The 24,503-nt window shown below is 32.9% G+C and carries 24 protein-coding genes and 2 tRNA genes; 20 read left to right on the forward strand and 6 right to left on the reverse strand.

Annotated elements, in window-relative coordinates; genetic code table 11:
- Positions 1-81: 81 nt before the first annotated feature.
- The 6 genes from RM538_RS01710 to RM538_RS01735 all read left to right on the forward strand — a co-directional run bounded on the left by RM538_RS01710 (position 82) and on the right by RM538_RS01735 (position 8,901).
- The gene (locus RM538_RS01710) at positions 82-2,031 is read left to right on the forward strand and encodes a peptidylprolyl isomerase (RefSeq protein WP_311331663.1); all 1,950 of its coding nucleotides are present in this window, start codon (positions 82-84) and stop codon (positions 2,029-2,031) included.
- Positions 2,031-2,873, forward strand: a complete 843-nt coding sequence (locus tag RM538_RS01715) for a peptidyl-prolyl cis-trans isomerase (RefSeq protein WP_311331664.1) — start codon at positions 2,031-2,033, stop codon at positions 2,871-2,873. The genes RM538_RS01710 and RM538_RS01715 overlap by 1 nt, the downstream gene beginning before the upstream one ends.
- Positions 2,860-4,311, forward strand: coding sequence for a peptidylprolyl isomerase (locus tag RM538_RS01720; protein WP_311331665.1), 1,452 nt, complete (start codon positions 2,860-2,862; stop codon positions 4,309-4,311). The genes RM538_RS01715 and RM538_RS01720 overlap by 14 nt, the downstream gene beginning before the upstream one ends.
- A 9-nt stretch (positions 4,312-4,320) precedes the next feature.
- The gene (locus RM538_RS01725; protein ID WP_311331666.1) at positions 4,321-5,274 is read left to right on the forward strand and encodes an AAA family ATPase; all 954 of its coding nucleotides are present in this window, start codon (positions 4,321-4,323) and stop codon (positions 5,272-5,274) included.
- 37 nt (positions 5,275-5,311) lie between these two features.
- On the forward strand, positions 5,312-6,457 hold the full coding sequence (locus tag RM538_RS01730) for an acyltransferase family protein (RefSeq protein WP_311331667.1): 1,146 nt from the start codon (positions 5,312-5,314) through the stop codon (positions 6,455-6,457).
- A 173-nt stretch (positions 6,458-6,630) separates the two neighbouring features.
- A complete protein-coding gene (locus RM538_RS01735; RefSeq protein ID WP_311331668.1) occupies positions 6,631-8,901 on the forward strand; it encodes an aconitate hydratase in 2,271 nt (756 codons plus the stop codon).
- An 85-nt stretch (positions 8,902-8,986) separates the two neighbouring features.
- Here RM538_RS01735 and RM538_RS01740 read toward each other — a convergent pair whose 3' ends face one another.
- Positions 8,987-9,670 carry a hypothetical protein gene (locus RM538_RS01740; RefSeq protein WP_311331669.1) on the reverse strand — a complete coding sequence of 228 codons (684 nt, stop codon included), beginning with the start codon at positions 9,668-9,670 and terminating at the stop codon, positions 8,987-8,989.
- A gap of 147 nt (positions 9,671-9,817) precedes the next feature.
- Between RM538_RS01740 and RM538_RS01745 the strand changes: the two genes are divergently transcribed.
- The 5 genes from RM538_RS01745 (at position 9,818) to RM538_RS01765 (ending at position 13,111) form a co-directional block, all read left to right on the forward strand.
- Positions 9,818-10,375, forward strand: a complete 558-nt coding sequence (locus tag RM538_RS01745) for a TlpA family protein disulfide reductase (RefSeq protein ID WP_311331670.1) — start codon at positions 9,818-9,820, stop codon at positions 10,373-10,375.
- Positions 10,376-10,441: 66 nt separating this feature from the next.
- A tRNA-Pro gene (locus RM538_RS01750) sits at positions 10,442-10,516 on the forward strand.
- Between the two features lie 42 nt (positions 10,517-10,558).
- Positions 10,559-10,633 (forward strand) — tRNA-Pro (locus RM538_RS01755).
- A 236-nt stretch (positions 10,634-10,869) separates the two neighbouring features.
- Positions 10,870-11,832: a thioredoxin-disulfide reductase gene (trxB, locus tag RM538_RS01760; RefSeq protein ID WP_311331671.1), complete on the forward strand. Its 963-nt coding sequence runs from the start codon at positions 10,870-10,872 to the stop codon at positions 11,830-11,832.
- Positions 11,833-11,935: 103 nt separating this feature from the next.
- Positions 11,936-13,111: a GlmU family protein gene (locus tag RM538_RS01765; protein ID WP_311331672.1), complete on the forward strand. Its 1,176-nt coding sequence runs from the start codon at positions 11,936-11,938 to the stop codon at positions 13,109-13,111.
- On the opposite strand, the gene RM538_RS01770 is transcribed toward RM538_RS01765, so the two are convergent.
- Positions 13,112-13,414 carry a hypothetical protein gene (locus tag RM538_RS01770; protein ID WP_311331673.1) on the reverse strand — a complete coding sequence of 101 codons (303 nt, stop codon included), beginning with the start codon at positions 13,412-13,414 and terminating at the stop codon, positions 13,112-13,114.
- Between the two features lie 81 nt (positions 13,415-13,495).
- The gene (locus RM538_RS01775; protein ID WP_311331674.1) at positions 13,496-14,890 is read right to left on the reverse strand and encodes a GFO_1087 family putative carboxy terminal peptidase; all 1,395 of its coding nucleotides are present in this window, start codon (positions 14,888-14,890) and stop codon (positions 13,496-13,498) included.
- A gap of 168 nt (positions 14,891-15,058) precedes the next feature.
- On the opposite strand from RM538_RS01775, the gene RM538_RS01780 reads away from it, so the two are divergent.
- Genes RM538_RS01780 through RM538_RS01795 form a run of 4 tightly spaced genes read left to right on the forward strand, consistent with a single transcriptional unit; the run spans position 15,059 to position 17,138 of the window.
- On the forward strand, positions 15,059-15,565 hold the full coding sequence (locus tag RM538_RS01780; protein ID WP_311331675.1) for an RNA polymerase sigma factor: 507 nt from the start codon (positions 15,059-15,061) through the stop codon (positions 15,563-15,565).
- Complete coding sequence (locus tag RM538_RS01785; RefSeq protein WP_311331676.1) at positions 15,552-16,025, forward strand: PG0215 family putative anti-sigma factor; 474 nt, start codon at positions 15,552-15,554, stop codon at positions 16,023-16,025. Before RM538_RS01780 ends, RM538_RS01785 begins: the two co-directional genes overlap by 14 nt.
- A gap of 19 nt (positions 16,026-16,044) precedes the next feature.
- Entirely contained in the window at positions 16,045-16,578 is a 534-nt protein-coding gene (locus RM538_RS01790) for a DUF4252 domain-containing protein (protein WP_311331677.1), read from the forward strand.
- Between the two features lie 17 nt (positions 16,579-16,595).
- Entirely contained in the window at positions 16,596-17,138 is a 543-nt protein-coding gene (locus RM538_RS01795) for a GFO_1091 family lipoprotein (RefSeq protein ID WP_311331678.1), read from the forward strand.
- A gap of 421 nt (positions 17,139-17,559) precedes the next feature.
- Here RM538_RS01795 and purB read toward each other — a convergent pair whose 3' ends face one another.
- The 3 genes from purB to RM538_RS01810 form a co-directional block, all read right to left on the reverse strand.
- Positions 17,560-18,903, reverse strand: coding sequence for an adenylosuccinate lyase (gene purB, locus RM538_RS01800; protein WP_311331679.1), 1,344 nt, complete (start codon positions 18,901-18,903; stop codon positions 17,560-17,562).
- Between the two features lie 62 nt (positions 18,904-18,965).
- Complete coding sequence (locus RM538_RS01805; protein WP_311331680.1) at positions 18,966-19,544, reverse strand: HEAT-like fold family protein; 579 nt, start codon at positions 19,542-19,544, stop codon at positions 18,966-18,968.
- Positions 19,537-20,217 (reverse strand): SIR2 family NAD-dependent protein deacylase, encoded by a 681-nt coding sequence (locus RM538_RS01810; protein ID WP_311331681.1) that lies wholly within the window; start codon positions 20,215-20,217, stop codon positions 19,537-19,539. The genes RM538_RS01805 and RM538_RS01810 overlap by 8 nt, the downstream gene beginning before the upstream one ends.
- A gap of 62 nt (positions 20,218-20,279) precedes the next feature.
- On the opposite strand from RM538_RS01810, the gene RM538_RS01815 reads away from it, so the two are divergent.
- From RM538_RS01815 to RM538_RS01835, 5 genes are all read left to right on the forward strand, one after another.
- Positions 20,280-20,936, forward strand: coding sequence for a TrmH family RNA methyltransferase (locus RM538_RS01815; protein WP_311331682.1), 657 nt, complete (start codon positions 20,280-20,282; stop codon positions 20,934-20,936).
- A gap of 42 nt (positions 20,937-20,978) precedes the next feature.
- Positions 20,979-21,515: an SRPBCC family protein gene (locus RM538_RS01820; protein ID WP_311331683.1), complete on the forward strand. Its 537-nt coding sequence runs from the start codon at positions 20,979-20,981 to the stop codon at positions 21,513-21,515.
- A 3-nt stretch (positions 21,516-21,518) separates the two neighbouring features.
- Positions 21,519-21,893, forward strand: coding sequence for a VOC family protein (locus RM538_RS01825; protein ID WP_311331684.1), 375 nt, complete (start codon positions 21,519-21,521; stop codon positions 21,891-21,893).
- An 81-nt stretch (positions 21,894-21,974) separates the two neighbouring features.
- Entirely contained in the window at positions 21,975-22,550 is a 576-nt protein-coding gene (locus RM538_RS01830) for a non-canonical purine NTP diphosphatase (protein ID WP_311331685.1), read from the forward strand.
- Positions 22,551-22,695: 145 nt separating this feature from the next.
- Positions 22,696-24,477, forward strand: a complete 1,782-nt coding sequence (locus RM538_RS01835; protein ID WP_311331686.1) for a DEAD/DEAH box helicase — start codon at positions 22,696-22,698, stop codon at positions 24,475-24,477.
- Positions 24,478-24,503: the final 26 nt, after the last annotated feature.

Genomic DNA, 24,503 nt, shown 5'->3' on the forward strand with positions numbered 1-24,503 from the left:
TATCGTTAGTATAATAGTTTTGCATAAGGCATGCTTTTTGTTAGTTTTGCAAACTCCTTACATCCATTAAATAATATTGTAATGATAAGAAAATTCATAGTAATTATTTTGCTAACTTTTTGTGTCTCGAGTATTTATTCTCAAAACAAAAAGGAAGAGTTATTAACTATAGACAATAAGCCTGTTTATGTAAGTGAATTTAAAAGAGTATACCAAAAAAACCTTGACTTAGTAAAAGATGAATCTCAAAAATCGGTCATGGGGTATTTAGATTTGTTTATTGATTACAAGTTAAAAGTTGCAGAAGCGTATGCACAGGAATTACACAAAAAACAATCATATAGAAGTGAGCTTTTAATATATCAAGAGCAATTATCAAGCAATTACCTTTATGAAGATAAAGTTGCAGAGGATGTAGCTCGCGAAGCTTATGAAAGGAGTTTAGACGAAATTGAAGCTTCTCATTTATTAATACGCATAGAATCAAGTAGCCCACAAGATACTTTAGCGGCCTATAATAAAATAAAAGAGCTTAGAAAGAGAGCAGTTAATGGAGAAGACTTTAATGAGTTAGTAAGAAAGTATTCAGAAGAACCTAACGCTGATAAACAATCTGGTTTTTTAGGATACTTTAGTGCGCTAGTAATGGTTTACCCTTTTGAAACTACTGCCTATAATACCAAAGTTGGAGAAATTTCAGATATTGTAAGAACCCGTTACGGGTATCATATAATTAAGGTTACTGATAGAAGAAAAAAGGCTCCAGAAATTTTAGTTTCTCATATTATGATTTCTGAAAAGAAAGGACCTAAAACCTTTGATGCAGAACAGCGTATTAATGAAATATATCAACTAATTCAGCAAGGAGAATCTTTTGAAAGTCTAGCTAAGCAATTTTCAGATGATAGAAATTCAGCAAAAAAAGGAGGAGAATTGAAACCTTTTACAAAAGGGGAGTTAAGATCAAAAGAATTCGAAACTGAAGCCTATAAGCTATCAGTTGACAATAAAATATCTAACCCATTTAAAACTGAATTTGGGTGGCATATAATTAAGTTTAAAGAAGAACTTCCAATCAAAACTTTTGAAGAGAGAAAGGTTGAAATAGAAAAGAGAGTAAGAAGTGGTAATAGAGCCAAAATAATTACAAATACGGTAAATAACAGCATTAAGCAAAAATATGGGTTTAAAAAAATTAATAGTTATTTGCCCTTTTTTAGCGAATATGTAACAGACTCAGTTTTAAAAAGAAGATGGAGAAAAGAGCCAATTTCAAAAGAGGATGATAAGAAGCTATTCATTATTGGAGATCATGAAGTTTTTTATTCTGACTTTGCTGATTTTATTTATGAGAGACAGTTGAGAATACGTCCACATAGTGAGAAGAATGAATTATTAAAGTCTTTTTATGATGAGTTTGAAACACAAGAACTTAAAATTTATTTTAGAAAAGACCTTGAAAAACAAAACGAAGAATATGCAGCTACAATTTCTGAATATAGAGATGGACTATTAATTTTTGATGTAATGAACAATAATGTATGGGACAAAGCAAAAAAAGATAGTGTTGGTCTTGAAAACTACTTCAATAAAGTAAAAGATAATTATAGATGGAAAAAAAGAGTAGATGTAGATATTATTACTGCTCAAACTGAATCATTAGCAAAAAAAGCTCAAAAATTACTTGAAAATCAAACTGGAGAGCAAGTAAAAGAGTTAATGAATAATGATAAAGTTAATGTTATACTTACCTCAAATGTATTTGAAGTAGATAATGCTAGCCTTCCCAATAACTATAAACCATCTATTGGTATTTCAGACATTATTGAGGAGAATGATGCCTATATTGTGGTAAAAACAAAAAATATTATCCCATCAAGCCAAAAAGAGCTTAGTAAAATTAGAGGTAAAGTTATGAGTGATTATCAAAACTATATAGAAGAGCAATGGCTTGAAAAACTTAGAGATAAGTACAAGGTTAATATCAATAAAAAGGCATTAAAAAAAATTATAAAAGAGTATAAGTCATAATGAGGTTTTTTGTACTTTTTTTAACTGCTTTACTATTACAATCTTGTGACTATCTTAAACAAGATGAAACTAGAATTCCTGTAGCTAGAGTTAATGACTCTTACTTATATCAAGAAGATATAGAAGCGTTAATTACAGACAATACCTCAAGAGAAGATAGTACCCTTATTGTGAGTAATTATATTAATAGGTGGGCTACCCAAAAATTACTCATAGATCAGGCCAAGATTAACTTATCACCTCAAACTCAAGATGAGTATAATAAGTTAGTAAACGATTATAGGAATGACTTATATACAGAAGCCTATAAAAACGTAATTGTAAATAAGCAATTAGACTCAACAGTATCTAGTCAAGAATTTCTAGATTATTATGAATTAAACAAAGAAAATTTTTTGCTTAATGACGAGTTACTAAAGATTAGATATATAGTATTACCACCTAATTATTCAGATATTTCTGTAACGAACCAAAAATTTACTCGTTTTAATACTGAAGACCAAGAAGAACTAATTAACCAAAGCATTCAGTTTAAAGACCAAAATTTTAATGACTCTATTTGGGTAAAAAAGAAAGTGATTTCAGAAAAGATACCTTCTTTGGAAACTCTTAACTCTAGTGATTTAAAAAAAGGAAATAATTTACAATTAAAAGACTCATTAGGGGTATATTTGATTCATATTAAAGATGTTTTAAATAACAATGATATTGCTCCGTTAGAGTATATAAAACCAACAATAGAACAAATAATAATTAATAAGCGAAAATTAGAGCTTATTAAAAAATTAGAAGTTGATATAAAGAAAGATGCGATTAAAAACAGAAAATTTGAAACATATTAAAATATTAATAACAAATGTTATAACTCTAGTAGTTTGTGTAGGACAATTACTAGCGCAAGAAGTTGTAGTTCCAGATAGTACTGGGGTAGCAAAATCTACTACAGAAACTTTAAATTCAATAACCAAAAAAGATACAGTTAAAGCTCCCTTTAAAAGATATAAAGCTGAAGGAGTTACTGCCGTTGTTGGTGATTACGTTGTATTAGATACAGACATTGATAAAGGGTATATTGAGTTACAATCTCAAGGTATATCTATTGAAAATGTATCACGTTGCCAACTACTTGGAAAATTATTAGAAGATAAGTTGTATGCGCATCATGCTAAACAGGATAGTATTGTAGTAAGTGATGCTGAAATTAATGCTCAAATAGACCAACAATTAGATTATATGATTAGTGAGCTTGGTGATGCAGATAAAGTTGCTAAATATTATAGAAAAAATAATATAGCAGAACTTAAATCTGAGTTATTTGAAGTAAATAAAACAATCAAACTTGCAAGCGAAATGCAACGTAAAGTTGTTGAGGATGTAGAAATTACTCCAGAAGAAACTAGAGAGTTTTTCTTTTCCATACCAGAAGATGAAAGACCCATATTTAGTGCCGAAGTAGAAGTAGCGCAAATAGTTATAGAACCAGAAGTTACTAAAGAAGCGAGAGATGCTGTTATAGAAAGACTCCGAGAAATTAGAGCAGATATCGTTGATAATGGAGCTAGTTTTGCTACAAAAGCTGTTTTATATTCCAAGGATGGTACTGCTCAAAAAGGTGGCTTAATAGAAGGGGTTACTAGAACATCACCACTTGCCAAGGAGTTCAAGGATAAGGCATTCTCTTTGCTAGAAGGAGAAGTAAGTGAGCCTTTTGAAACTGAATTTGGTTTCCATATTCTTTATATAGATAAAGTAAGAGGTCAAGAAGTAGATGTAAGACATATTATTTTATTTCCAGAAGTAACACAGATAACTATAGACAAAGCTAAAGATGAAATTGAGGCTATTAGAGAAAAAATCGTAAACGGAGAGGTTACTTTTGCAGAAGCTGCTAGAAATTCATCAGATGAAAAAGAAACTAGAAATAATGGAGGCCAGTTAGTAAATCCCGTTACTGGAGATACTCGCTTTGACTTAACAAAAATGGATCCTGCATTAAGCGCTTATGTTTATAACCTTAAAAAAGGAGAAGTATCAAAAGTGTATTCAGATAGAGATTACACAGGAAAAAGTAGCTTTAAAATCCTTACGTTAACCAATAGATATGAAGAGCATAGAGCAGATTACTCCAAAGATTACGAGAAGATTAAAGAACTTGCATTAAAAGAAAAACAAATAGAGGCAATCAAAGAGTGGCAAGATAAAAAAGTAAAAGAAACATATATCAATGTCAATGAGGATTACCATGATTGTGAGTTTTCTAGTAATTGGTTAAATCAATAATACTACACTATGTCAGACGTTACCGCTGTAGAACAGCTTGTAAATAAATATACTTTCTTAAAAAAAGAAATTAGAAAAGTAATAGTTGGTCAAGACCAAGTAGTTGATGAGGTATTGCTATCTATTTTTTCTGGAGGCCATGCTTTATTAATTGGAGTTCCCGGCCTTGCTAAAACACTATTGGTAAACACAATAGCACAGGCACTTGGTTTAAAATTTAAAAGAATTCAATTTACTCCAGATTTAATGCCTAGTGATATTTTAGGGTCTGAAATTTTAGATAATAATAGAGAGTTTAAGTTTATTAAAGGGCCAATATTCTCTAATATTATACTAGCAGATGAGATTAATAGAACACCACCAAAAACACAAGCTGCGCTACTAGAAGCTATGCAAGAAAGAGCAGTTACTGTAGCTGGGCAACATTACAAATTAGATTTGCCTTACTTCGTTTTGGCTACACAAAATCCAATAGAGCAAGAAGGAACATATCCTCTGCCAGAAGCACAATTAGATAGGTTTATGTTTGCGGTAAACTTAGACTATCCATCTTTTTCTGAAGAAGTAGAAGTGGTAAAAACTACAACAACTGGAGAGACCAAAAAAGTAGATTCATTATTCACGGCACAAGAAATAATCGATTTTCAAAAATTAATTAGAAAAATACCAGTTGCAGATAATGTAATTGAGTATGCTGTTACTTTGGTTGGTAAAACACGCCCTAAGAGTCAAGCAGCTCCAGAAATAATTAAAAATTATGTGGATTGGGGAGCAGGGCCTAGAGCATCTCAAAACCTAATTTTGGCCGCTAAAGCACATGCGGCTTTGCATGGCAAATTCTCACCAGATATTGAAGATGTGCAACGAGTTGCTACGGGTATTCTTCGCCACAGACTTATTAAAAACTATAAAGCTGAAGCCGAAGGACTCTCTATTGAAGAGATTATACACAGTTTATTTTAATTTAGTACTTTAGATGACTACTCATAATGCGTAGTTAATGAATATTGATTATTCAAAAAGAAACTTTGGTTTAGATGTATTAAGGGCTACTGCCAGCCTTTTTGTTCTTTTTGGACATACACTTTGGATTGGAGATAATTACCCAAATTTTTTAGAAACAATTTTTCGTATTACTCCTACCATTGGTGTAGAGATATTTTTTGTTTTAAGTGGTTTTTTGATTGGTATGCTTGTACTTAAAGAAATTGAAAAACCTAGCTTTTCTTTTAAGAATATTAAGAAGTTTCTAATTAGAAGGTGGTTTAGAACTCTACCCAACTATTACTTAGTGCTCTCTATCAATATTCTGGTTTGGTATGTTATTTTTAATAAGATACCAGAGAAGTTATACCAGTACTTCTTTTTTATTCAAAATGTAAGTGAACGTACAAACTCCTATTTTTACAGAATCTCTTGGACACTTTCTGTAGAGCAATTTTCCTACCTTTTGGGACCTTTACTGCTTTACTTTTTAATACTAATAGCTCCAGCTAAAAAAAGATCGCAACTATTTTTATGGGTTACACTTTTAATTATCTTGATTTTTAATTTATCTAGGCTATACTTTTACCTGAATGAAACCTTGACCGATTTAGAAGATTGGAATGAAACCATAAGAAAAGTATTAATCTATCGTCTAGATGCTATTTATTATGGATTCTTACTTTATTACTTATATAAAAAATACAAAAACCAAATTGCTAAATACAGTTTAGGCTTATTTTGGGTAGGCCTAAGTTTACTACTATTTCTATATATTTTTAGAGGCTTTTTTGGATTAACTATTGAAACCGTTCAAGGTTTTATGATATTGCTTTTTTTACCAATTAATTCAATTGGTTTATGTTTATTGTTTCCTCAATTATTAAAACTGAAAACAACTAGCAATTCAATTAGGAAAACAATTACTACGTTAAGTATTATTTCTTATCCCGTTTATTTACTTCATTATACAGTAATCTTACAATGCTTAAAAGTAATTTTCCCTTCTGAAAGTTTAGTGGGGTTTCAATTATGGGCGTATACGTTTTTATATTGGGGTATTACTTTTTTACTTTCATATCTTTTGTATCGCTTTTTTGAAAAACCAGCAACAAACCTTAGAGATAATCCAAGAATAAAACGTTTTTTAAAAATTGATTGATTTTCAATTTCTTAAAATCACACACTCTTTTTTTGACATTTGTTAATATTTGCGCCCTAAAAGTGCTGGTTATTGAATTATTTTCAATAAAAATTCATTTTTGGTAATTATTTTTAAATGATTTCTAATTTTTGTAGTTTTGCAATACTTCAAAACAATCAAAAATAGACACTATGGCTTTCGATATAGACATGATAAAAAAAGTGTATTCTCAAATGGCAGAGCGTGTAGATAAAGCACGTGAAGTTGTTGGAAAACCTTTAACCCTTTCAGAAAAAATATTATATAATCACCTATGGGATGGAATGCCTTCAGAAGCATTTCAAAGAGGTAAAGATTATGTAGATTTTGCTCCAGATAGAATAGCATGTCAAGATGCAACGGCCCAGATGGCATTATTACAATTTATGCAAGCTGGTAAGCCTAAAGTTGCTGTTCCAACAACAGTACATTGTGACCACTTGATACAAGCAAAAGAAGGAGCTGCAAAAGATTTAAAACATGCTAACGATATAAGTAGTGAGGTTTTTGATTTTCTTGAATCGGTTTCTAATAAATATGGAATTGGATTTTGGAAACCGGGTGCAGGGATTATTCACCAAGTAGTATTAGAAAATTATGCATTTCCTGGAGGAATGATGATAGGTACAGACTCACATACCGTAAACGCTGGTGGACTAGGAATGGTAGCTATAGGAGTTGGAGGTGCAGATGCAGTTGATGTAATGGCAGGAATGGCTTGGGAATTAAAATTCCCTAAATTAATAGGAGTAAAGTTAACTGGTAGATTATCTGGATGGACAGCTCCAAAAGATGTAATCTTAAAAGTTGCTGAAATTCTTACAGTAAAAGGAGGAACAGGAGCAATTGTAGAATACTTTGGACCTGGAGCAACAGCAATGTCATGTACAGGAAAAGGGACAATTTGTAATATGGGAGCTGAAATTGGAGCGACCACTTCTACTTTTGGATATGACGACTCTATGGAACGTTACCTTAGAGCAACAGATAGAGAAGATGTAGCAGATGAGGCTAATAAAGTAAGACAACATCTTACCGCAGATCCAGAAGTATATCAAAATCCAGAAGCTTACTTTGACCAAGTAATAGAAATTAATCTTTCTGAATTAGGACCACTCCTTAATGGACCATTTACTCCAGACTTATCTACTGAAGTAGGAACGGCAATGACAGAAAAGGCAACTAAAAATGATTGGCCAATAAAAGTAGAGTGGGGACTTATAGGTTCTTGTACAAACTCTTCTTATGAAGATTTATCAAGAGCATCTTCTATTGCACAACAAGCACTTGACAAAAATTTAAAAACAAAAGCAGAGTTTGGTATTAACCCAGGTTCTGAACAAGTACGTTATACAGCAGAACGCGATGGAATTTTAGATGTGTTTGAAAAACTTGATGCCACTATTTTTACCAATGCATGCGGTCCATGTATAGGACAATGGGCAAGATATAATGACCCTAAAAATGCACCTAAAAATAGTATTGTTCACTCCTTTAATAGAAACTTTGCTAAACGTGCAGATGGTAACCCAAACACACATGCCTTTGTAGCTTCACCTGAGTTAACTGCAGCAATTGCTATTGCTGGTAGGTTAGACTTTAACCCTTTGAAGGATAAACTAATTAATGAAGATGGAGTAGAGGTAATGCTAGACGAGCCTACTGGATGGGAATTGCCACCTAAAGGTTTTGACGTTGAAGAAAATGGATACCTAGAACCAGTTAAAGATGGAAGTGGAGTAGAAGTGGTTGTTAATGATAATTCAGAAAGACTAGAGCTTTTAACACCTTTTCAACCAATTCAAGACTCTGAATTACAAGGAGTCAAATTATTAATTAAAGCATTTGGTAAATGTACTACAGACCACATATCAATGGCTGGACCTTGGCTTCGTTTTAGAGGTCACCTAGATAATATCTCAAATAATACACTTATTGGTGCAGTTAATGCATATAATAAAAAGACAAACTTTGTTAAAAACCAATTAAATGGAGAGTATGGTGGTGTTCCAGATACGCAGCGTGAATATAAAGCTGCTGGGATTAAAACTATAGTTGTTGGTGATCATAATTATGGTGAAGGTTCTTCTAGAGAGCATGCAGCAATGCAACCAAGACACTTAGGAGTGGCTGCAGTTTTAGTTAAGTCTTTTGCTCGTATCCACGAAACAAATCTAAAGAAACAAGGGATGTTGGGGTTAACTTTTGCTAATGAAGATGATTATGATAAAATACAAGAAGATGATACATTTAACTTCTTAGATATATCAGATTTTGCACCTAATAAACCCCTTACAATAGAAGTTGTTCATAGTGATGGCAGCAAGGATACTATTATGGTAAATCATACGTATAATGATGCGCAAATAAAATGGTATAGAGAGGGTTCTGCTCTTAATTTGATTAAAAAGCAAAACGCTTAATTCACCAAAATAAAACAAAACAAACGGAGCCTTTTGTATCACAAAAGGCTCCGTTTTTAGTAACAATCTATAAAACAATTAATAGTTATCGTATTTGGTAAATAGTAAATTGACTATCTATATCAGAACCTATTATATCTAGTGATCCTATTCCACTACCTTCAAGTTCAAAAGTAATTGTATCTCCCTCTGAAAGACGAACTAGCGTTTGTGTTTGTCTTGTTGGTGGTGTAACATTTATGGTTGTAACAACAACTGTAACTCCTATATTTGCAAAGCTATTTCGGCTAATTACTGTTCCATTGTGTAATATTCTAACACCAAAGTTTGTAGCAACACTTATAGTACTACTCGCTTTAATTTGTGTTGAAACAGAGTAGATACCATCTTGTTTAGCAGTAAATGTATAAGTACTAGTGTCATACTCATTATTTTCGTCAAAATCTTCGCTGTCAAATGGTAATACTGCACTACCAGATAAAAGAGATAGACTTACTAGCCCACCACTCGAAAAACTTCCTTTAACTGCAGTTGGAACAGCTGCCTTAATAACTTTTTTTGCTGGCATTGATTTTACTGTTCCGTCTCTAGAAATAACTAATACAGAATCTTTTGCAACGTCAGGAACAAGTTCTTCAGTAATAGTACGAATTCTTAAATTACCATTAATATCTAATGAGGCTGTAGGGCTTTGCGTGTTAATTCCAACTTGAGAAAAAACAGATGTAGTAGTAATGAAAAATAAAAAGTAGAATAAATTCAAATTCATAATCAAAGATTTAGAGGGATTATTAAATTTGGGGATATTCTATGATGTTAGGTAGTGCTAATATAGAACTTTTTATCTTTTAAAAGCATAAAAAATAGATTAAAAACACAAATAGTTAATATTTAACAAAAATTTAAGAATAACATAGTGAGATATTTAAAAAAAAATTGGCTAACCATATTATTTTTATTATTTATTGCTTTGCAGTTTATACCGGCAACTAGTTTCCCTATAAAAGTCTTTTTAAATAAATTAATTTCTTTCGCACCGTCTGAAGTTTTAGCAGAAAAGAGAGAAAAGTTAGAAGACTATACTTGGGAATTAACTTCTACAGATGATAAGTATACAAATTTAACTAGCTCTAAGGGAAATGTAATTGTTATTAACTTATGGGCAACTTGGTGCCCTCCTTGTGTTGCAGAAATGCCAGCTTTTCAAAACCTATATGATGTGTATGGTGAAAACGTAGATTTTTATTTTGTTACTAATGAATCAAAAGAAGTAATCGATAAGTTTATAAAAAAGAATAATTACACATTTCCTGTTTATATATCTAATTCGTTACCACCCTCTATGTTACAAAGTAAAAGTTTACCTACTACCTATATAATTGATAAAAAAGGAAGTATTGTAATTGAAAAAACTGGAGCTGCAGATTGGGATAATGATTCAGTAAAAGAAACTCTAGATTCTCTTTTAAAATAAACCATAATTAATTTTAATATTACCGTAGAAAATTAAAAGCAAATTCATATTTTTGCAACCCATTTTCGGGGTGTAGCGTAGCCCGGTTATCGCGCCACGTTTGGGACGTGGAGGCCGCAGGTTCGAATCCTGCCACCCCGACAAAAGCCACTTTCTAAGTGGCTTTTTAATTATTATATTTTACGGGATGTGGCGCAGTCCGGTTAGCGTACACGGCTGGGGGCCGTGTGGTCGCAGGTTCAAATCCTGTCATCCCGACAAGCTAAAGCTTCTAAGTTTTGTAGAAAGTTTACTTTCTTAAGAAATTTAGAGGCTTTAATTTGAAACTAAAGCAATGTAATAGAATTCTCTAAATCCAAAGAGTTAGCTTTTTAATAAATCTTATTCCATAAATTTCACTCATAAATTGATTATAAAACTTGATAACTTTTAGTATAAGTTTCTATTAAAAGTTCCTACTTTTACATAAATTAATACAAGTACAAAAAGAAGATATGGCAGATACAATAGAAAGAATAAAATGCCTAATTATAGGTTCTGGCCCAGCTGGATATACTGCAGCCATTTATGCAGCAAGAGCAGATTTAAAGCCAGTTATGTACACAGGTATGGAACCAGGTGGACAGTTAACTACAACAACAGAAGTTGATAACTTTCCTGGTTATCCAGAAGGTATAGATGGGCCAACTATGATGGTTCAGCTTCAACAACAAGCAGAGCGCTTTGGTACGCAAGTAAGAATTGGAATGATAACTTCAGTTAAGTTTAGTACCGAAGTTGGTGGAATTCATAAAGCAACCGTTGACAATAAAACTCAAATTGAAGCAGAAACTGTAATTATTTCTACTGGGGCAACAGCTAAGTATCTAGGTTTACCAAGTGAACAACGTTTACGTGGCGGTGGCGTTTCTGCATGTGCTGTTTGTGATGGTTTCTTTTACAAGGGACAAGATGTAGCTATTGTTGGAGGAGGTGATACTGCTGCAGAAGAAGCAACATACCTTGCCAATATCTGTAATAAAGTTACTATGCTGGTTAGAAAAGATCACATGAAAGCTTCAAAAGCAATGCAACATAGAGTTACAGGAACCAAAAATATAGACCTACGCTATAATACAGAAGTTGATGAAGTGCTTGGAGATATGGTTGTAGAGGGCTTACGTATGAAAAATAATGAAACAGGCGAAAAAGAAACTATAGAAATCACAGGACTTTTTATTGCTATTGGTCATAAGCCTAATACAGATATCTTTAAAGGGCAACTGGACATGGATGATACTGGGTACTTAATTACTAAGGGAAAATCTACCAAAACTAATATTCCAGGTGTATTTGCTAGTGGAGATGTACAAGACAAAGAGTACAGACAAGCAGTTACGGCTGCAGGAACAGGTTGTATGGCTGCATTAGATGCAGAACGTTATCTAGCAACTATTGAGACTGAAGTAACGGCATAAGCTTTTAAAAAAAAAATATGCACAAGGTGTTTGTTTCTTAAAGAAGTAAACACCTTTTTTAATTTTCAACTTTAGTATATTTACGTAATAGCAATAAAGCACTATGAATTATATTTTATTTGATGGGACTGTCCGTAATCAACTTCTTCCATTTACTTATACAAGACCAGTAGCAGATATTAGAGTAGGGATTTTAACCATTAGAGAGAAGTGGGAACACCTATTGGGGTTCACAACAACTACGGTGACCGAAGAATACCTTTCTGAAAAATATCCTATGGTAGAAATGGAACAGAACATTCTTATCAATGCATCCTTTTTACCTTCAGAAAATTTAGCAAACCTTGTAAAAGGACTCTCTGAAAATCAAGCTTTGTTTTATAATAATGAACCTTTAGCTTTTTTTAGTACTGAAGGACAAGAAATAGACTTTGATGCTTTTGAAGTTATCCAATATTCTTATGATGATGTATTGCGTATAGAACACACATGGGATATATTTTCTAAAAACCACGAAGCCATTAAAAGAGATTTTAAAATGCTTACTAAGGATAGAAAATCACAGTCTATACCAGAAACCACAGTAGCTTTTAATCCTAAAGATATATTTATTGAAGAAGGTGCAAAGCTCCCATTGTGTAGCCTTAATGCTACAGATGGTCCTATTTATATAGGAAAAGATGCCGAAATCATGGAAGGCTCTATGATTAGAGGTCCATTTGCATTATGTGAAAACGCTACAATAAAAATGGCCGCAAAAATTTATAGCGGGACAACAGTTGGACCACATAGTAAAGTAGGAGGAGAGGTAAATAATAGTGTAATTATGGGGTATTCTAACAAAGGACATGATGGCTTTTTAGGAAATAGCGTACTAGGTGAGTGGTGTAACATTGGAGCCGATAGTAATAACTCTAATTTAAAAAACAATTATGCTGAAGTTCGTCTTTGGGACTATGAAACACAGCGTTTTGCTAATACAGGCTTGCAGTTTTGTGGCTTAATGATGGGGGACCACAGTAAGTGTGGTATAAATACTATGTTTAACACAGGAACAGTAGTAGGAGTAAGTGCTAATATATTTGGTAGTGGATTTCCAAGAAACTTCATTCCTAGTTTTAGTTGGGGGGGAAGTGCTGGAATGACTACCTATAAAACAAACAAAGCTTTTGAAGTTGCTAAGGTAGTCATGGCACGTAGAAAAGTTGAGTTTACAGCACAAGATGCAACTATTCTTGAACATGTCTTTGCAGAAACCTCTCAATGGCGTAAAGGATAATTATAAATTTGGGATAGTATTAGTTATATGGTTATCATCAAATATAAAACCAACTAAAAACGGAAAAAGAATTATAAGCAACACTAACACTACTATAGTCCCTAAGATTAGTTTTACCCGTCTTCTCTTTTGCTCTCTTTTATATTTATAGAGCTTTTTCTCTAAAGACACTTCATCAAACATAGAAAGTTCTCTGTGTTTCTCTAGTTTCCCATAGCTGCTTTTAGTCACAATATTCTCCTTATCAAACAAACTTCTGTGGTTTCCCAACTGCTGCCTGTTGTACTTTAGAGAGTTTATCATGTGACTTATTACACCCATATAAGAACTTTATATATAAGTCTAAATTTTAGGAGAAATGTTACCTAGAAAAAATTACGTGGTTTAATTCCCAATCATAACCTGATACACGGGAGAGCTAGCTTTACTTTCAGATACTTCTTTTAGCACTCTAAAGTCTCTATTGATTTTGTTTCTAGTTGGGAAAATCTCATTAAGTGCAGCAGCTAGTAGAGGTTCATTTTCATTTCCTAGTACACCAAGGTTTGTATAATCTTCAGCTAACTCAACATCTGGAAATAAACCATCATCATAATCTGTATTTCCATTTACATTAGCAGTTTTAAATACTAACGGTAGCATGGCATAGGTATGATTAGGGTTGGCTTGGCTTCTGCTAAAGTTTGGTGCAGGCGCATCATATAATAAAAAAGAAGCCTGGTATTTTCCAGCGGTGGCAGTACCTATTTGGTTTACTGTAATGTATGGGTCTAGACTATTAATAGTTAATTCACTTGCAGAAGCAGTACTCCCGCTAGTAATTACATAAACACTATTTAAATTAAGGCTGTTAATAGGATCTCCATTACTTATAGTAGTATTAAATAAACCATCATCAGCATATTCATCTTGACGTTCTGCATTCCATTCTTCAGTATAAAAAACTTGCCCGTTAAATTGCCCTGTTATCATTGCAGATAAATCTACTGCAGTTTCTACAGAGCCCCCGCCATTGTATCGCAAATCTAAAATAAGGTTTGTAATACCATCTGCTTGAAACTGCGCGAAAGCAGCATTTAATTGTGGGTCAAAATCACGAGTATATCCATTATACATAAGATACCCTACATTTTGTCCTTCTATAGTTAATGTTCTTGCTAAGTACACAGGATTCTCTGTGTATTGTTGTTTTGTAAGACTTACACTTTCTCCAGTTGGAGTTACATTGGTGCCATCGTAGTCTGCTAGTCCAATTGTATAGGTGTCTTGAGAGAGTAAATCATTAAAATTGGTTTCGGTAATCTGTTGCCCATCTATTGTGTTAAAAATGTCACCACGCTGTAAGTTTGTTGAAGACGCGCTACTATTAGGAAGGATATATCGCACGTAGCCAAATACGTTTCCACTATTATCCGGGTACAGTATTAATCCAAATTCCATCCCATTGTTTAAAGTGATTCCATTAAGTGCATTTTCTAGTGAAACGTAATCACTCTCCAGAAAACTAAATCTATCTTGTGGTGATCTAAAATATTCAAATAAAGACTCAGGTGAATCATAATTGCTTAAAAACTCATTAAGTTCTGCTTCATTTGCAAAGGCATCATCAGCTAGCTCTGGAGTATCTGCTTTATATAAGTAAAAGAAATTAAGCCCACGGTAAATAAAGTTCTGAATTTCTTGTGTGGAAGCAGCTACAGAATTATCATCTTGATCTTCAAAACAAGAAGTAAATAGAAGTGATACTATTGTTATACAAAGGAAAAAGTACTTTTTCATATTATTTATTTTTTCAGCAATTATCTTGTAAACCTCTAAAATAGGCACATTATTGTAATCTGTCGAAGAAATATGCAAATTTTTACAGAACTTTAAAAAAAGTAATGTAACAAAAAATAGCGTATCTCGTCGTAATGATAGAACGGCATAGAAAAAGCACTAACCAAAATGAAACAAGAAGACTTTATAGCTACAATACTGCCAAGTAAAGATAAACTTTACAGGCTAGCTAAAAGATTGCTTGTATCTAGCGACGAAGCCGAAGATGCTGTTCAAGAAGTTTTTTTGAAATTATGGAAAGGGAAACACAAAATTAAAGAGTATAAAAACCCTGAAGCATTTGCAATGACAATGACAAAAAACTATTGTTTAGATAGATTAAAGTCGCGTCAAGCTTCAAATTTGAAGATTGTACATAGTAATTATCCAACTACGGGTAATCTTCAAAAACAAGTGGAAGCAAATGATGGGGTTAGTTTGGTTTTTAAAATAATGGAAACCCTTCCAGAAAAACAAAAAATAGTTTTGCAATTACGAGATGTAGAACAATTTGAATATTATGAAATTGCTGAAATACTCGAAAGTAACGAAACAGCCGTTAGGGTTGCTTTGTCAAGAGCACGTAAAGCAGTTAGAGAAGAATTATTAAAACAATATAACTATGGAGTTAGCTAAAGTTAAAAAGCTTTTAGACAACTATTTTGAAGGGAAAACAACATTACAGGAAGAAAAAGCCCTACAGTCTTATTTTACTAGTGATTTTGTTTCGCCAGAGGTAAAAGCATACAAGCCATTATTTAAAGGCTTTGCAGATGCAGCTCAAGAAACATCAAACCTAAAAGTAAATTTGCCAACTGCCAAGAAGAGAAGTTTTAAAGCATGGTATTCTGTTGCTGCTATCTTGTTAGTTACACTTACTTTAGGTGGAATCTATTTTTCTCAACCAACATTGAGTAAAGAAGAACAAGAAGCACTAGCAGCATATCAAAAAGCACAAGATGCTATGTATTTACTTTCTCATAGTCTAAATAAAGGAACCCAAAACCTTACATATATTAATAAGTTTGAAGAGGGAGCCGAAAACCTAGCCATCATTAATCAATTTACTAAAACCAAAAACAAAATTTTAAAATAAACCTTTAAATAAATACAAAATGAAAAAGTTAGCAATCATATTAATTTTATTAGTAGCTCCATTAGCTACATCTGCACAGGGATTTTTTGATGCCTATGAAGATGAAAAAGATGTAACTGCTGTAGTTGTAACAAAAAATATGTTTAAACTATTAGCAAAAATAGACATAGAGTCTGATGACCCAGAAGTACAGGAGTATATGAATCTTGTAAACAATCTTGAAAATATAAAGATTTTTATTACAGAAAATCCTGCGACTGGAAAGCGTATGGCAGGCGATGTAGAAGCATATATCTCTAAAAATAAGAGTTTGTCAGAATTAATGCGAGTTAAGGATGATGGGCAAAATATTAAGTTTTACTCAAAAGAAGGTAAAAACGAAAACTTTGTAAGTGAACTATTAATGTTTCTAGAAGGAAGCATGGATGGTAAAGATGGTACCGTAATTATGAGTATTACTGGTAATATAGATTTAAAGCAAGTATCAAAGCTTACTAAAGATCTTAATGTGCCTGGAACTGAAGGCTTAAAAAAGCTTGACAAAAAAAACTAACCTAAAAAAATAACCAGATGACTATTATACGATATATTATGGGTATTGGCATAGCAGCTTTAAGTATGTTAAGTTGTACTAATGATGCTTCTTTACAGCGCTACCTTGTTGATAAGCAAGATGACGAGAACTTTGTAAAAGTTGATTTAGCAACTAGTTTACTAGAAGGCCAAAACAATACCATGACACAAGAACAGAAGGATATACTGGCAACTATCAAGAAAGTTAATATAGTTGCATATCCTATTAAAGATGACAATAAAGTAGCATTTGAAACAGAAAAATCTAAACTAAATGCTATCATAGATAATGATACCTATAAAACATTATCTAAAATGAAATCTAATAATACTAAAATCACTTTAAAGTATGTTGGCGAAGAGGATGCAATTGATGAAGTAATTGTCTTTGCAAGTGACGATGATAAAGGGTTTGCAGTATTTAGATTAATAGGTGATGATATGAAACCTGGAGATATGATTAAACTCACTCAATCAATACAAAAAGGGGACTTAGACATATCAAAATTAAATAGCATTGGTGAGATGTTTGATATGTAGTAAACTACATAATTTATATATAAAAAAAGCTTCCGTTTAGGGAGCTTTTTTGATTTTGGTCGAATAAAATTGAACTAATTTGCAAGAAGCTAACTTTGATGTTACTTTTACTAATAAGAAGCGGATATGTAATCCCCATTTATACTACATATTCGCTTTTGATTAACTCTCTGACTTAATATTAGGAAAGTTGATTCTACGATGGGCTCTCGTTTAACGGGAGCCTTTTTTTATTTTATCGAAAACCCATTTTTAAATTGTTATTAAACTAGAAAGGCTCCTTACTTTTGAGACATAGTAATTTTGTGAGAAGTTAGTAATACATGTTTATCCAGAGATCCATTTGGTTATTGGTTAGGGTAATCAACAAAAAAGGCAGTTGTGTACACAACTGCCTTTTGAATTTATAGTGTAATTATTACTAAATACCAGTATAGTTTGCTGGAGTAATTAATTTCATCTCTTCCTTTATTTCTTTGCTTACAGTAAGTGTTTCTATAAAATGATGGATAGAAGCCTGAGTGATAGCCTCATTAGTTCTTGTAAGTCCTTTTAAAGCTTCATACGGATTAGGATAGCCCTCTCTTCTTAAAATAGTTTGTATTGCTTCAGCAACAACAGCCCAATTGTTTTCTAAATCTTCTTCAAATTTTGAAGTATTTAATAATAATTTATTTAACCCTTTTAAAGTAGATTGTAAAGCGATTAAAGTATGGCCAATTGGTACGCCTATATTTCTTAAAACGGTACTGTCTGTAAGGTCTCTTTGTAATCTGCTTATTGGTAATTTTGAAGCTAAATGTTCAAATATGGCATTTGCAATTCCTAAATTTCCTTCGCTATTTTCAAAATCAATTGGGTTTACTTTATGAGGCATAGCAGAAGAGCCAACTTCTCCTTTTTTAATTTTTTGCTTAAAGTAATCCATAGAAACATACGTCCATATATCTCTATCTAAATCTATGATAATAGTGTTTATTCTTTTTAAACAATCAAACAAGGCTGCCATGTGGTCATAATGCTCAATTTGAGTAGTAGGGAAGGAGTGGTACAACCCTAGCTTTTCTTGAACAAATTCACTTCCAAAAGTTCTCCAATCAACTTCTGGATACGCAACTTTATGAGCATTAAAATTACCAGTAGCACCACCAAATTTTGCGGCACTTTTAATGTCGTTTAATAAATCAAATTGCTCTTCTAGTCTTACTACAAAAACTTCTATTTCCTTACCCAATCTAGTAGGTGAAGCCGGTTGTCCATGTGTTCTAGCAAGCATTGGTATCTCTGCCCATTCTGTCGCAAGCTCTTTAAGTTTGTTTTTAACTTCAAAAAGTTGTGGCACATACACCTCGTTCATTGCTTCTTTTAATGAAAGAGGAATAGCTGTGTTGTTTATATCTTGAGAGGTAAGTCCAAAATGGATAAACTCTTTATACTTTTCTAATCCTAGCGCATCAAATTTTTCTTTAATAAAATACTCAACTGCTTTTACATCGTGATTGGTTACTTTCTCAGTATTCTTTATATGCTGTGCATCTTCAGAAGAAAAACTACTATATAGCTTTCTTAACTCTGAAAATAAATTGGTATCAAAATCGTTGAGTTGTGGTAATGGTAGTTCTACTAAAGCAATAAAATATTCAATCTCAATTTGAACTCTATATTTTATAAGTGCTTCTTCAGAAAAAAAGGGAATCAACTTTGAAGTTTTTGAAGCGTACCTACCGTCTATTGGAGAAATAGCTTGTAAAGAATGGCTAGACATAGTATTAATTTTAAGAGCGCAAAGATACTAAATACTGCAAGATGTCCTATAGGTATTAGTCTTTATCTTTGCTCATTGAATTTTTCTATATAAGCTAAAGTTTGTTTCCCTCTGGCTTTATATCCAGCACTTCCTGAAGACATATTTTGTATAATTATTTGTTGTAATTCTGGGTGAATCCAATCATATTCAGTCCCTAAAAACTGTAGTGCTGTCATTGCTCGAGCTTGACAGGCTACTTTTTGGTTTGTAATCATCCAATCAAAACAACACTCGGTTATTATTTTTTTATGGTTTGGTTTTAAGAGTTTAAGTATACCTGCTTCTTTTTCTTTGTAGTATGCAATTGTAATCATTTCACAAAATAAACCTAAAGAACGAAGTTGTCCATCACTTTTTGCCGTAGATAGATTCTTAAAAATATAATTTAAAAAAGGGTAAAGCTCTTTTATGTTTTTCCTAAAAACAAACTCTAAAACCCAAGTGGCTTTAGTTGCCAAAGTTTGGTCTTCATGAAAGCAATATTGCAACAGTTCTTTTATAGTTTCTGGGTTTTCTAACACCCAATTTGCTGCATTTAACCTATTTTTTCTGTAGGCTTTATCGTAACTTATATGTTTATATAAAGCTGAATTATTCATCTTTTAAAATCTCTTGAATTACCCTTGGAACTCCAATTGTAGCTTTTTCTGCAATGACTTTTATTTGTTTTGACGAGGCTATGGATGGGTTTGGGTCTACAAAATAGGCTTTAGCACTTGGAGATGCATATTGTATTAAACTTGCAGCAGGATACACTTGCATTGAGGTGCCAACGATAACTATAATATCTGCCTCTTCTACATATTGTATTGCAACATCTAGCATAGGTACTGCTTCGCCAAACCAAACTATATGTGGCCTCAATTGAGAGTTGTGCTCACAGAAGTCACCAAGCACGAGGTCATTTCTCCAATCCATAACTAAATTTTCATCAAACGTGCTACGAACTTTCAATAATTCACCATGTAAATGCACCACATTTGTACTGCCAGCTCGTTCGTGTAAATCGTCTACATTTTGTGTTATAATTGTAACTTCATAGTGCTTTTCTATGTCTGCTAAAGCTATATGCGCTGCATTAGGTTTAACTTCTAGTAACTGTCTTCTGCGTTGGTTGTAAAACTCTAAGACAAGTTCTGGATTGTTAGCAAATCCTTGGGGGGTTGCTACCTCCATTACATCATGACCTTCCCATAATCCATTACTATCCCTAAAGGTCTTTAACCCACTTTCGGCACTTATTCCTGCGCCAGATAACACTACAATTTTCATAAGTGAAAGATATAAAAACTAACTCATTTTATTTTATTAGTATATTAGCTTAAAAAGATAATTTGGATACTGAGTTATTAACGTATTTACAAGGATTTTTAACCGAAAGACGCATCTCTCTTTTTCAGAAAATTTTACAAGAGCGAACCCGTCATTTTACTATTGCAACCGAAGATGTATATCAATTACACAATACAAGTGCTGTAATGCGTAGTTGTGATGTTTTTGGCATTCAAGATTTGCATATAATTGAAGAAATTGGTCGTAAAAAGATAGATAAAGAAATTGCAATGGGGGCACAGAAGTGGGTAAGCTTACATAGATATTCTTCTGTTAAAGAAAGTATTAAAACACTAAAAGAAAAAGGGTATCAAATTGTAGCAACTACTCCTCATAAAGAATCTACTTTTTTACATGATTTTGACGTCAATGAGAAGGCTGCGTTTTTCTTCGGAAAAGAAAGTGAAGGATTAAGTGATTTTGTTATGGAAGAAGCAGATAGCTATTTAAAAATACCAATGTATGGTTTTACTGAAAGTTTAAACATATCTGTATCTGCAGCTATTACAATGCAGCACGTTATTACAAAATTGAAACAATCTACTATAAATTGGCACCTTACTGAAGCTGAAAAACAAGAAATTACATTAGAGTGGACAAAGAAAACTATAAAAAATGCAGATGAAATTGTTGAAAGATATTATCTAGAAAAAAAATAAACTTTGTACATTGTTACGCAACAACCTTAAATTGAAGTAAATATGTTTATTCTCACTATTATTCTTTGGATACTTCTTGGAATTCTTATTGTATTAATAATACTAGCGTTAATTGTTCCTAGAACTTATCACGTAGAACGTAGCATTATAATTAACAAACCATTACCTGAAGTTTTCGCTTATATCAAAAAAGTTAAAAATCAAGACGATTGGTCTCCTTGGAAAAAAAGAGATCCAGGTATGAAACAAACCTTTACTGGAACAGATGGGACAGTTGGTTTTATATCAAAGTGGGAGAGTGATCACAAGCACGTTGGGCATGGTGAGCAAGAGATTATTAACATTGAAGAAAACAAAGTAATGGAAAGTGAACTTCGATTTTTAAAGCCTTTTAAAAGTCAAAGTACTGGGTTTTTACAAACAGATACTGAAGGTGAAAAAACAAAAGTTACTTGGGGATTTTACGGAAAACATAAAATACCACTAAATGTGATGATGCTATTTTATAATATGGATAAAGCAGTAGGGAAAGATTTTGAAGAAGGTTTATTAGATTTAAAAACTGTTTTAGAGAAATAAATTATGGAATATAATATGGTCGCATGGTTCGAGATTCCTGTTACAGATATGGATAGAGCCAAAAAGTTTTACGAAACGGTTTTTAATATTACTATCCAAGTCATGGATTTTAAAGGCATTTTAATGGGCTGGTTTCCATTTGCCGAAGAAAAGGCCGGTGCAGCCGGAACACTAATCAAGCAAGAAAGTTATATTCCAAGTGAAGAAGGCGTATTGATTTATTTTGGCTCAAATAATGTACAAAACGAGTTAGATAAAATTAAAGCTGCTGGTGGAAAAATCTATCAAGAAAAAACACTTATTTCTGAAGAACATGGTTACATGGCAGCTTTTATTGATACCGAAGGAAATAGAGTGGCGTTGTATAGTAAGCAGTAATTAGTAAGCAATAAAAAGGAGTAAGTGCTAAGTTGTAGTATTACTCGAAGTTGATTATTCTCCAAAACCACAAACCCAAGAATGAAACTTGTTTTCGCAACCCACAACCAAAATAAATTTAATGAAGTCAAAGCATTAGTACCTAGTAATATTGAGTTATTAAGCTTAAATGATATTGGTTGTTTTGACGAGATTCCTGAAACCGCAGCTACAATCGCTGGTAATGCAGCTTTAAAATCCACTTTTGTAAAAGAGAAATATGGGTATGATTGTTTTGCAGATGATACAGGGCTAGAAGTAAAAGCTTTAAATAATGAACCTGGAGTTTTTAGTGCACGTTATGCTGGAGCTGCAAAAAACGCAAATGATAATATGAATAAACTATTATCAAATCTTAAAAACAAGAATGATAGAACAGCACAATTTGTAACAGTTATCTCACTACTGTTTAAAGGAAGGCAAATGATTTTTCCGGGAATTTGTAAGGGAGAAATTAGTAAAGAAAAAATAGGAACCAAGGGTTTTGGTTACGACCCTATTTTTATTCCAGAGGGTTTCGATAAAACATTTGCAGAAATGAGTTTAGAGCAAAAAAGTGAAATTGGACACAGAGGGAAAGCAATGCGTCAACTAATTGATTATTTATCCAAATCATAAATATCTCACAATAAGTAGTTACACTACGAAACTAAAACCTATCTTTGCGCCTTCAAATTCTCAGAGAGAGAATGTGCTAGGTTGAAGCCTTGGGTTTAATTGTCGTCCGCTTCCTTATAGCACGATATTAATTTAAACCATTTTAATGGCAACATTTAAAGAACTAGGCTTAGAAGCAAACTTGCTTCAAGCAGTTACAGACATGGGGTTTGAAACCCCAAGTGAAGTACAAGAAAAAACAATTCCAATTTTATTAGAACAAGAAAGCGATCTTGTTGCATTAGCACAAACAGGTACTGGTAAAACAGCTGCCTTTGGTTTTCCTATGCTTCAAAAAATTGATGTAGATAGTAGAACTACACAAGGCCTTATTCTTTCTCCTACACGTGAATTGTGTTTACAAATTACAAATGAAATGAATAGCTACGGAAAGCACCTAAAAGGTCTTAACGTAACTGCTATTTATGGAGGAGCTAGTATTACAGAGCAAGCAAGACAAATTAAGAGAGGAGCACAAATTATTGTTGCAACACCGGGTAGGATGAAGGATATGATTGGTCGTAAAATGATTGATATCTCCAAGATTCAATACTGTGTACTTGACGAAGCAGATGAAATGCTTAATATGGGATTTTATGAAGATATTACTGAAATATTATCTTATTCCCCTAAAGATAAAAGCACTTGGTTATTTAGTGCTACCATGCCTAAAGAAGTGGCTACCATTGCAAAAAAGTTTATGCATAAACCAATTGAGGTTACTGTAGGTTCTAAGAACGTAGGGTCTTCTCAGGTTTCTCATGAGTATTATGTAGTTGGAGCTAGAGATAGATATCAAGCGTTAAAACGCTTAGCAGATGCTAACCCAGATATATTTTCGGTAGTGTTTTGTAGAACAAAGCGAGATACACAAAAAGTAGCAGAGCAATTAATTGCAGATGGTTATAATGCAGGTGCAATACATGGAGACCTGAGTCAAAACCAACGTGATATTGTGATGAAGCAATTTAGAACACGTCAAATACAGATGTTAGTAGCTACAGACGTTGCTGCACGTGGGATTGATGTTGATGATATTACACACGTTATAAATTATCAATTACCAGATGAGATTGAAACATACACCCATAGGAGTGGTCGTACTGGAAGAGCTGGTAAAACGGGAGTTTCTATGGTTATTGTAACCAAAAGTGAAGCTCGTAAAATTCGTCAGATAGAGAAGATAATTCAAAAGCAATTTGAAGCAAAAGAAATTCCTTCAGGGATGGAAATTTGTGAAAAACAGCTGTATCATCTTGCAAATAGCATCAAGGACACAGAAATAAATCATGATATAGATGGGTATCTTCCTGCGATTGAAGAAGTATTAAAAGACTTCACTAAAGAAGAATTAATAAAGAAAGTTTTTTCAGTAGAATTTACACGCTTTTATAACTATTACAAGAAAGCAAAAGATCTTAATGTTTCTGCTGGAGACATGAGTGATAGCAATTCAGATTCTATTCGATTCTTTGTGAATTTAGGTAGCAAAGATGATTTTGACTGGATGAGCCTAAAAGATTTCCTTAGGGACTTATTGGAGCTTGGGAAGGATGATGTGTACAAGGTAGATGTAAAAGACTCCTACGGTTTCTTTAATGTAGATAAAAAGCACAAAGAACTTGTTGAGGGAGCCTTTAGTGATTTTGAACTAAACGGCAGAAAAATAACAGTTGAGGTTTCTACAGATAGATCAGGCGGCAGAGGTCGTGGACGAAAAAAAGGACGCGGTAGAGATAATAAAGGTGGTGGCAGAGGTCGTGGACGTAGAGATACTAAGAGCTTTGGAGGAAACGACAGCGGAAAATTTAAAGGAAAAAGCAGGAGACGAAGCGGTAACAAGCCTACTGGTGGTGGTACCGGAGGAAGACGTAGACGTAAAGGATAATTATTTTTTGGTTTCTAATGAAACTT

It is taken from the genome of Patiriisocius hiemis, from assembly GCF_031846325.1.
Classification (GTDB): Bacteria; Bacteroidota; Bacteroidia; order Flavobacteriales; family Flavobacteriaceae; genus Patiriisocius_A; species Patiriisocius_A hiemis.

Excerpts from the sequence above, each read along its gene's own strand:
- RM538_RS01785 (WP_311331676.1), top strand. The coding sequence starts at position 15,552 with ATGGAGTTAGCTAAAGTTAAAAAGCTTTTAGACAACTATTTTGAAGGG.
- RM538_RS01810 (WP_311331681.1), bottom strand. The coding sequence starts at position 20,217 with ATGAAAATTGTAGTGTTATCTGGCGCAGGAATAAGTGCCGAAAGTGGG.
- trxB (WP_311331671.1), top strand. The coding sequence starts at position 10,870 with ATGGCAGATACAATAGAAAGAATAAAATGCCTAATTATAGGTTCTGGC.
- RM538_RS01830 (WP_311331685.1), top strand. The coding sequence starts at position 21,975 with ATGAAACTTGTTTTCGCAACCCACAACCAAAATAAATTTAATGAAGTC.
- RM538_RS01740 (WP_311331669.1), bottom strand. The coding sequence starts at position 9,670 with ATGAATTTGAATTTATTCTACTTTTTATTTTTCATTACTACTACATCT.
- RM538_RS01805 (WP_311331680.1), bottom strand. The coding sequence starts at position 19,544 with ATGAATAATTCAGCTTTATATAAACATATAAGTTACGATAAAGCCTAC.
- RM538_RS01825 (WP_311331684.1), top strand. The coding sequence starts at position 21,519 with ATGGAATATAATATGGTCGCATGGTTCGAGATTCCTGTTACAGATATG.
- RM538_RS01715 (WP_311331664.1), top strand. The coding sequence starts at position 2,031 with ATGAGGTTTTTTGTACTTTTTTTAACTGCTTTACTATTACAATCTTGT.
- RM538_RS01820 (WP_311331683.1), top strand. The coding sequence starts at position 20,979 with ATGTTTATTCTCACTATTATTCTTTGGATACTTCTTGGAATTCTTATT.
- RM538_RS01725 (WP_311331666.1), top strand. The coding sequence starts at position 4,321 with ATGTCAGACGTTACCGCTGTAGAACAGCTTGTAAATAAATATACTTTC.
- RM538_RS01780 (WP_311331675.1), top strand. The coding sequence starts at position 15,059 with ATGAAACAAGAAGACTTTATAGCTACAATACTGCCAAGTAAAGATAAA.
- RM538_RS01710 (WP_311331663.1), top strand. The coding sequence starts at position 82 with ATGATAAGAAAATTCATAGTAATTATTTTGCTAACTTTTTGTGTCTCG.
- RM538_RS01795 (WP_311331678.1), top strand. The coding sequence starts at position 16,596 with ATGACTATTATACGATATATTATGGGTATTGGCATAGCAGCTTTAAGT.
- RM538_RS01790 (WP_311331677.1), top strand. The coding sequence starts at position 16,045 with ATGAAAAAGTTAGCAATCATATTAATTTTATTAGTAGCTCCATTAGCT.
- purB (WP_311331679.1), bottom strand. The coding sequence starts at position 18,903 with ATGTCTAGCCATTCTTTACAAGCTATTTCTCCAATAGACGGTAGGTAC.
- RM538_RS01735 (WP_311331668.1), top strand. The coding sequence starts at position 6,631 with ATGGCTTTCGATATAGACATGATAAAAAAAGTGTATTCTCAAATGGCA.
- RM538_RS01835 (WP_311331686.1), top strand. The coding sequence starts at position 22,696 with ATGGCAACATTTAAAGAACTAGGCTTAGAAGCAAACTTGCTTCAAGCA.
- RM538_RS01765 (WP_311331672.1), top strand. The coding sequence starts at position 11,936 with ATGAATTATATTTTATTTGATGGGACTGTCCGTAATCAACTTCTTCCA.
- RM538_RS01775 (WP_311331674.1), bottom strand. The coding sequence starts at position 14,890 with ATGAAAAAGTACTTTTTCCTTTGTATAACAATAGTATCACTTCTATTT.
- RM538_RS01770 (WP_311331673.1), bottom strand. The coding sequence starts at position 13,414 with ATGATAAACTCTCTAAAGTACAACAGGCAGCAGTTGGGAAACCACAGA.
- RM538_RS01730 (WP_311331667.1), top strand. The coding sequence starts at position 5,312 with ATGAATATTGATTATTCAAAAAGAAACTTTGGTTTAGATGTATTAAGG.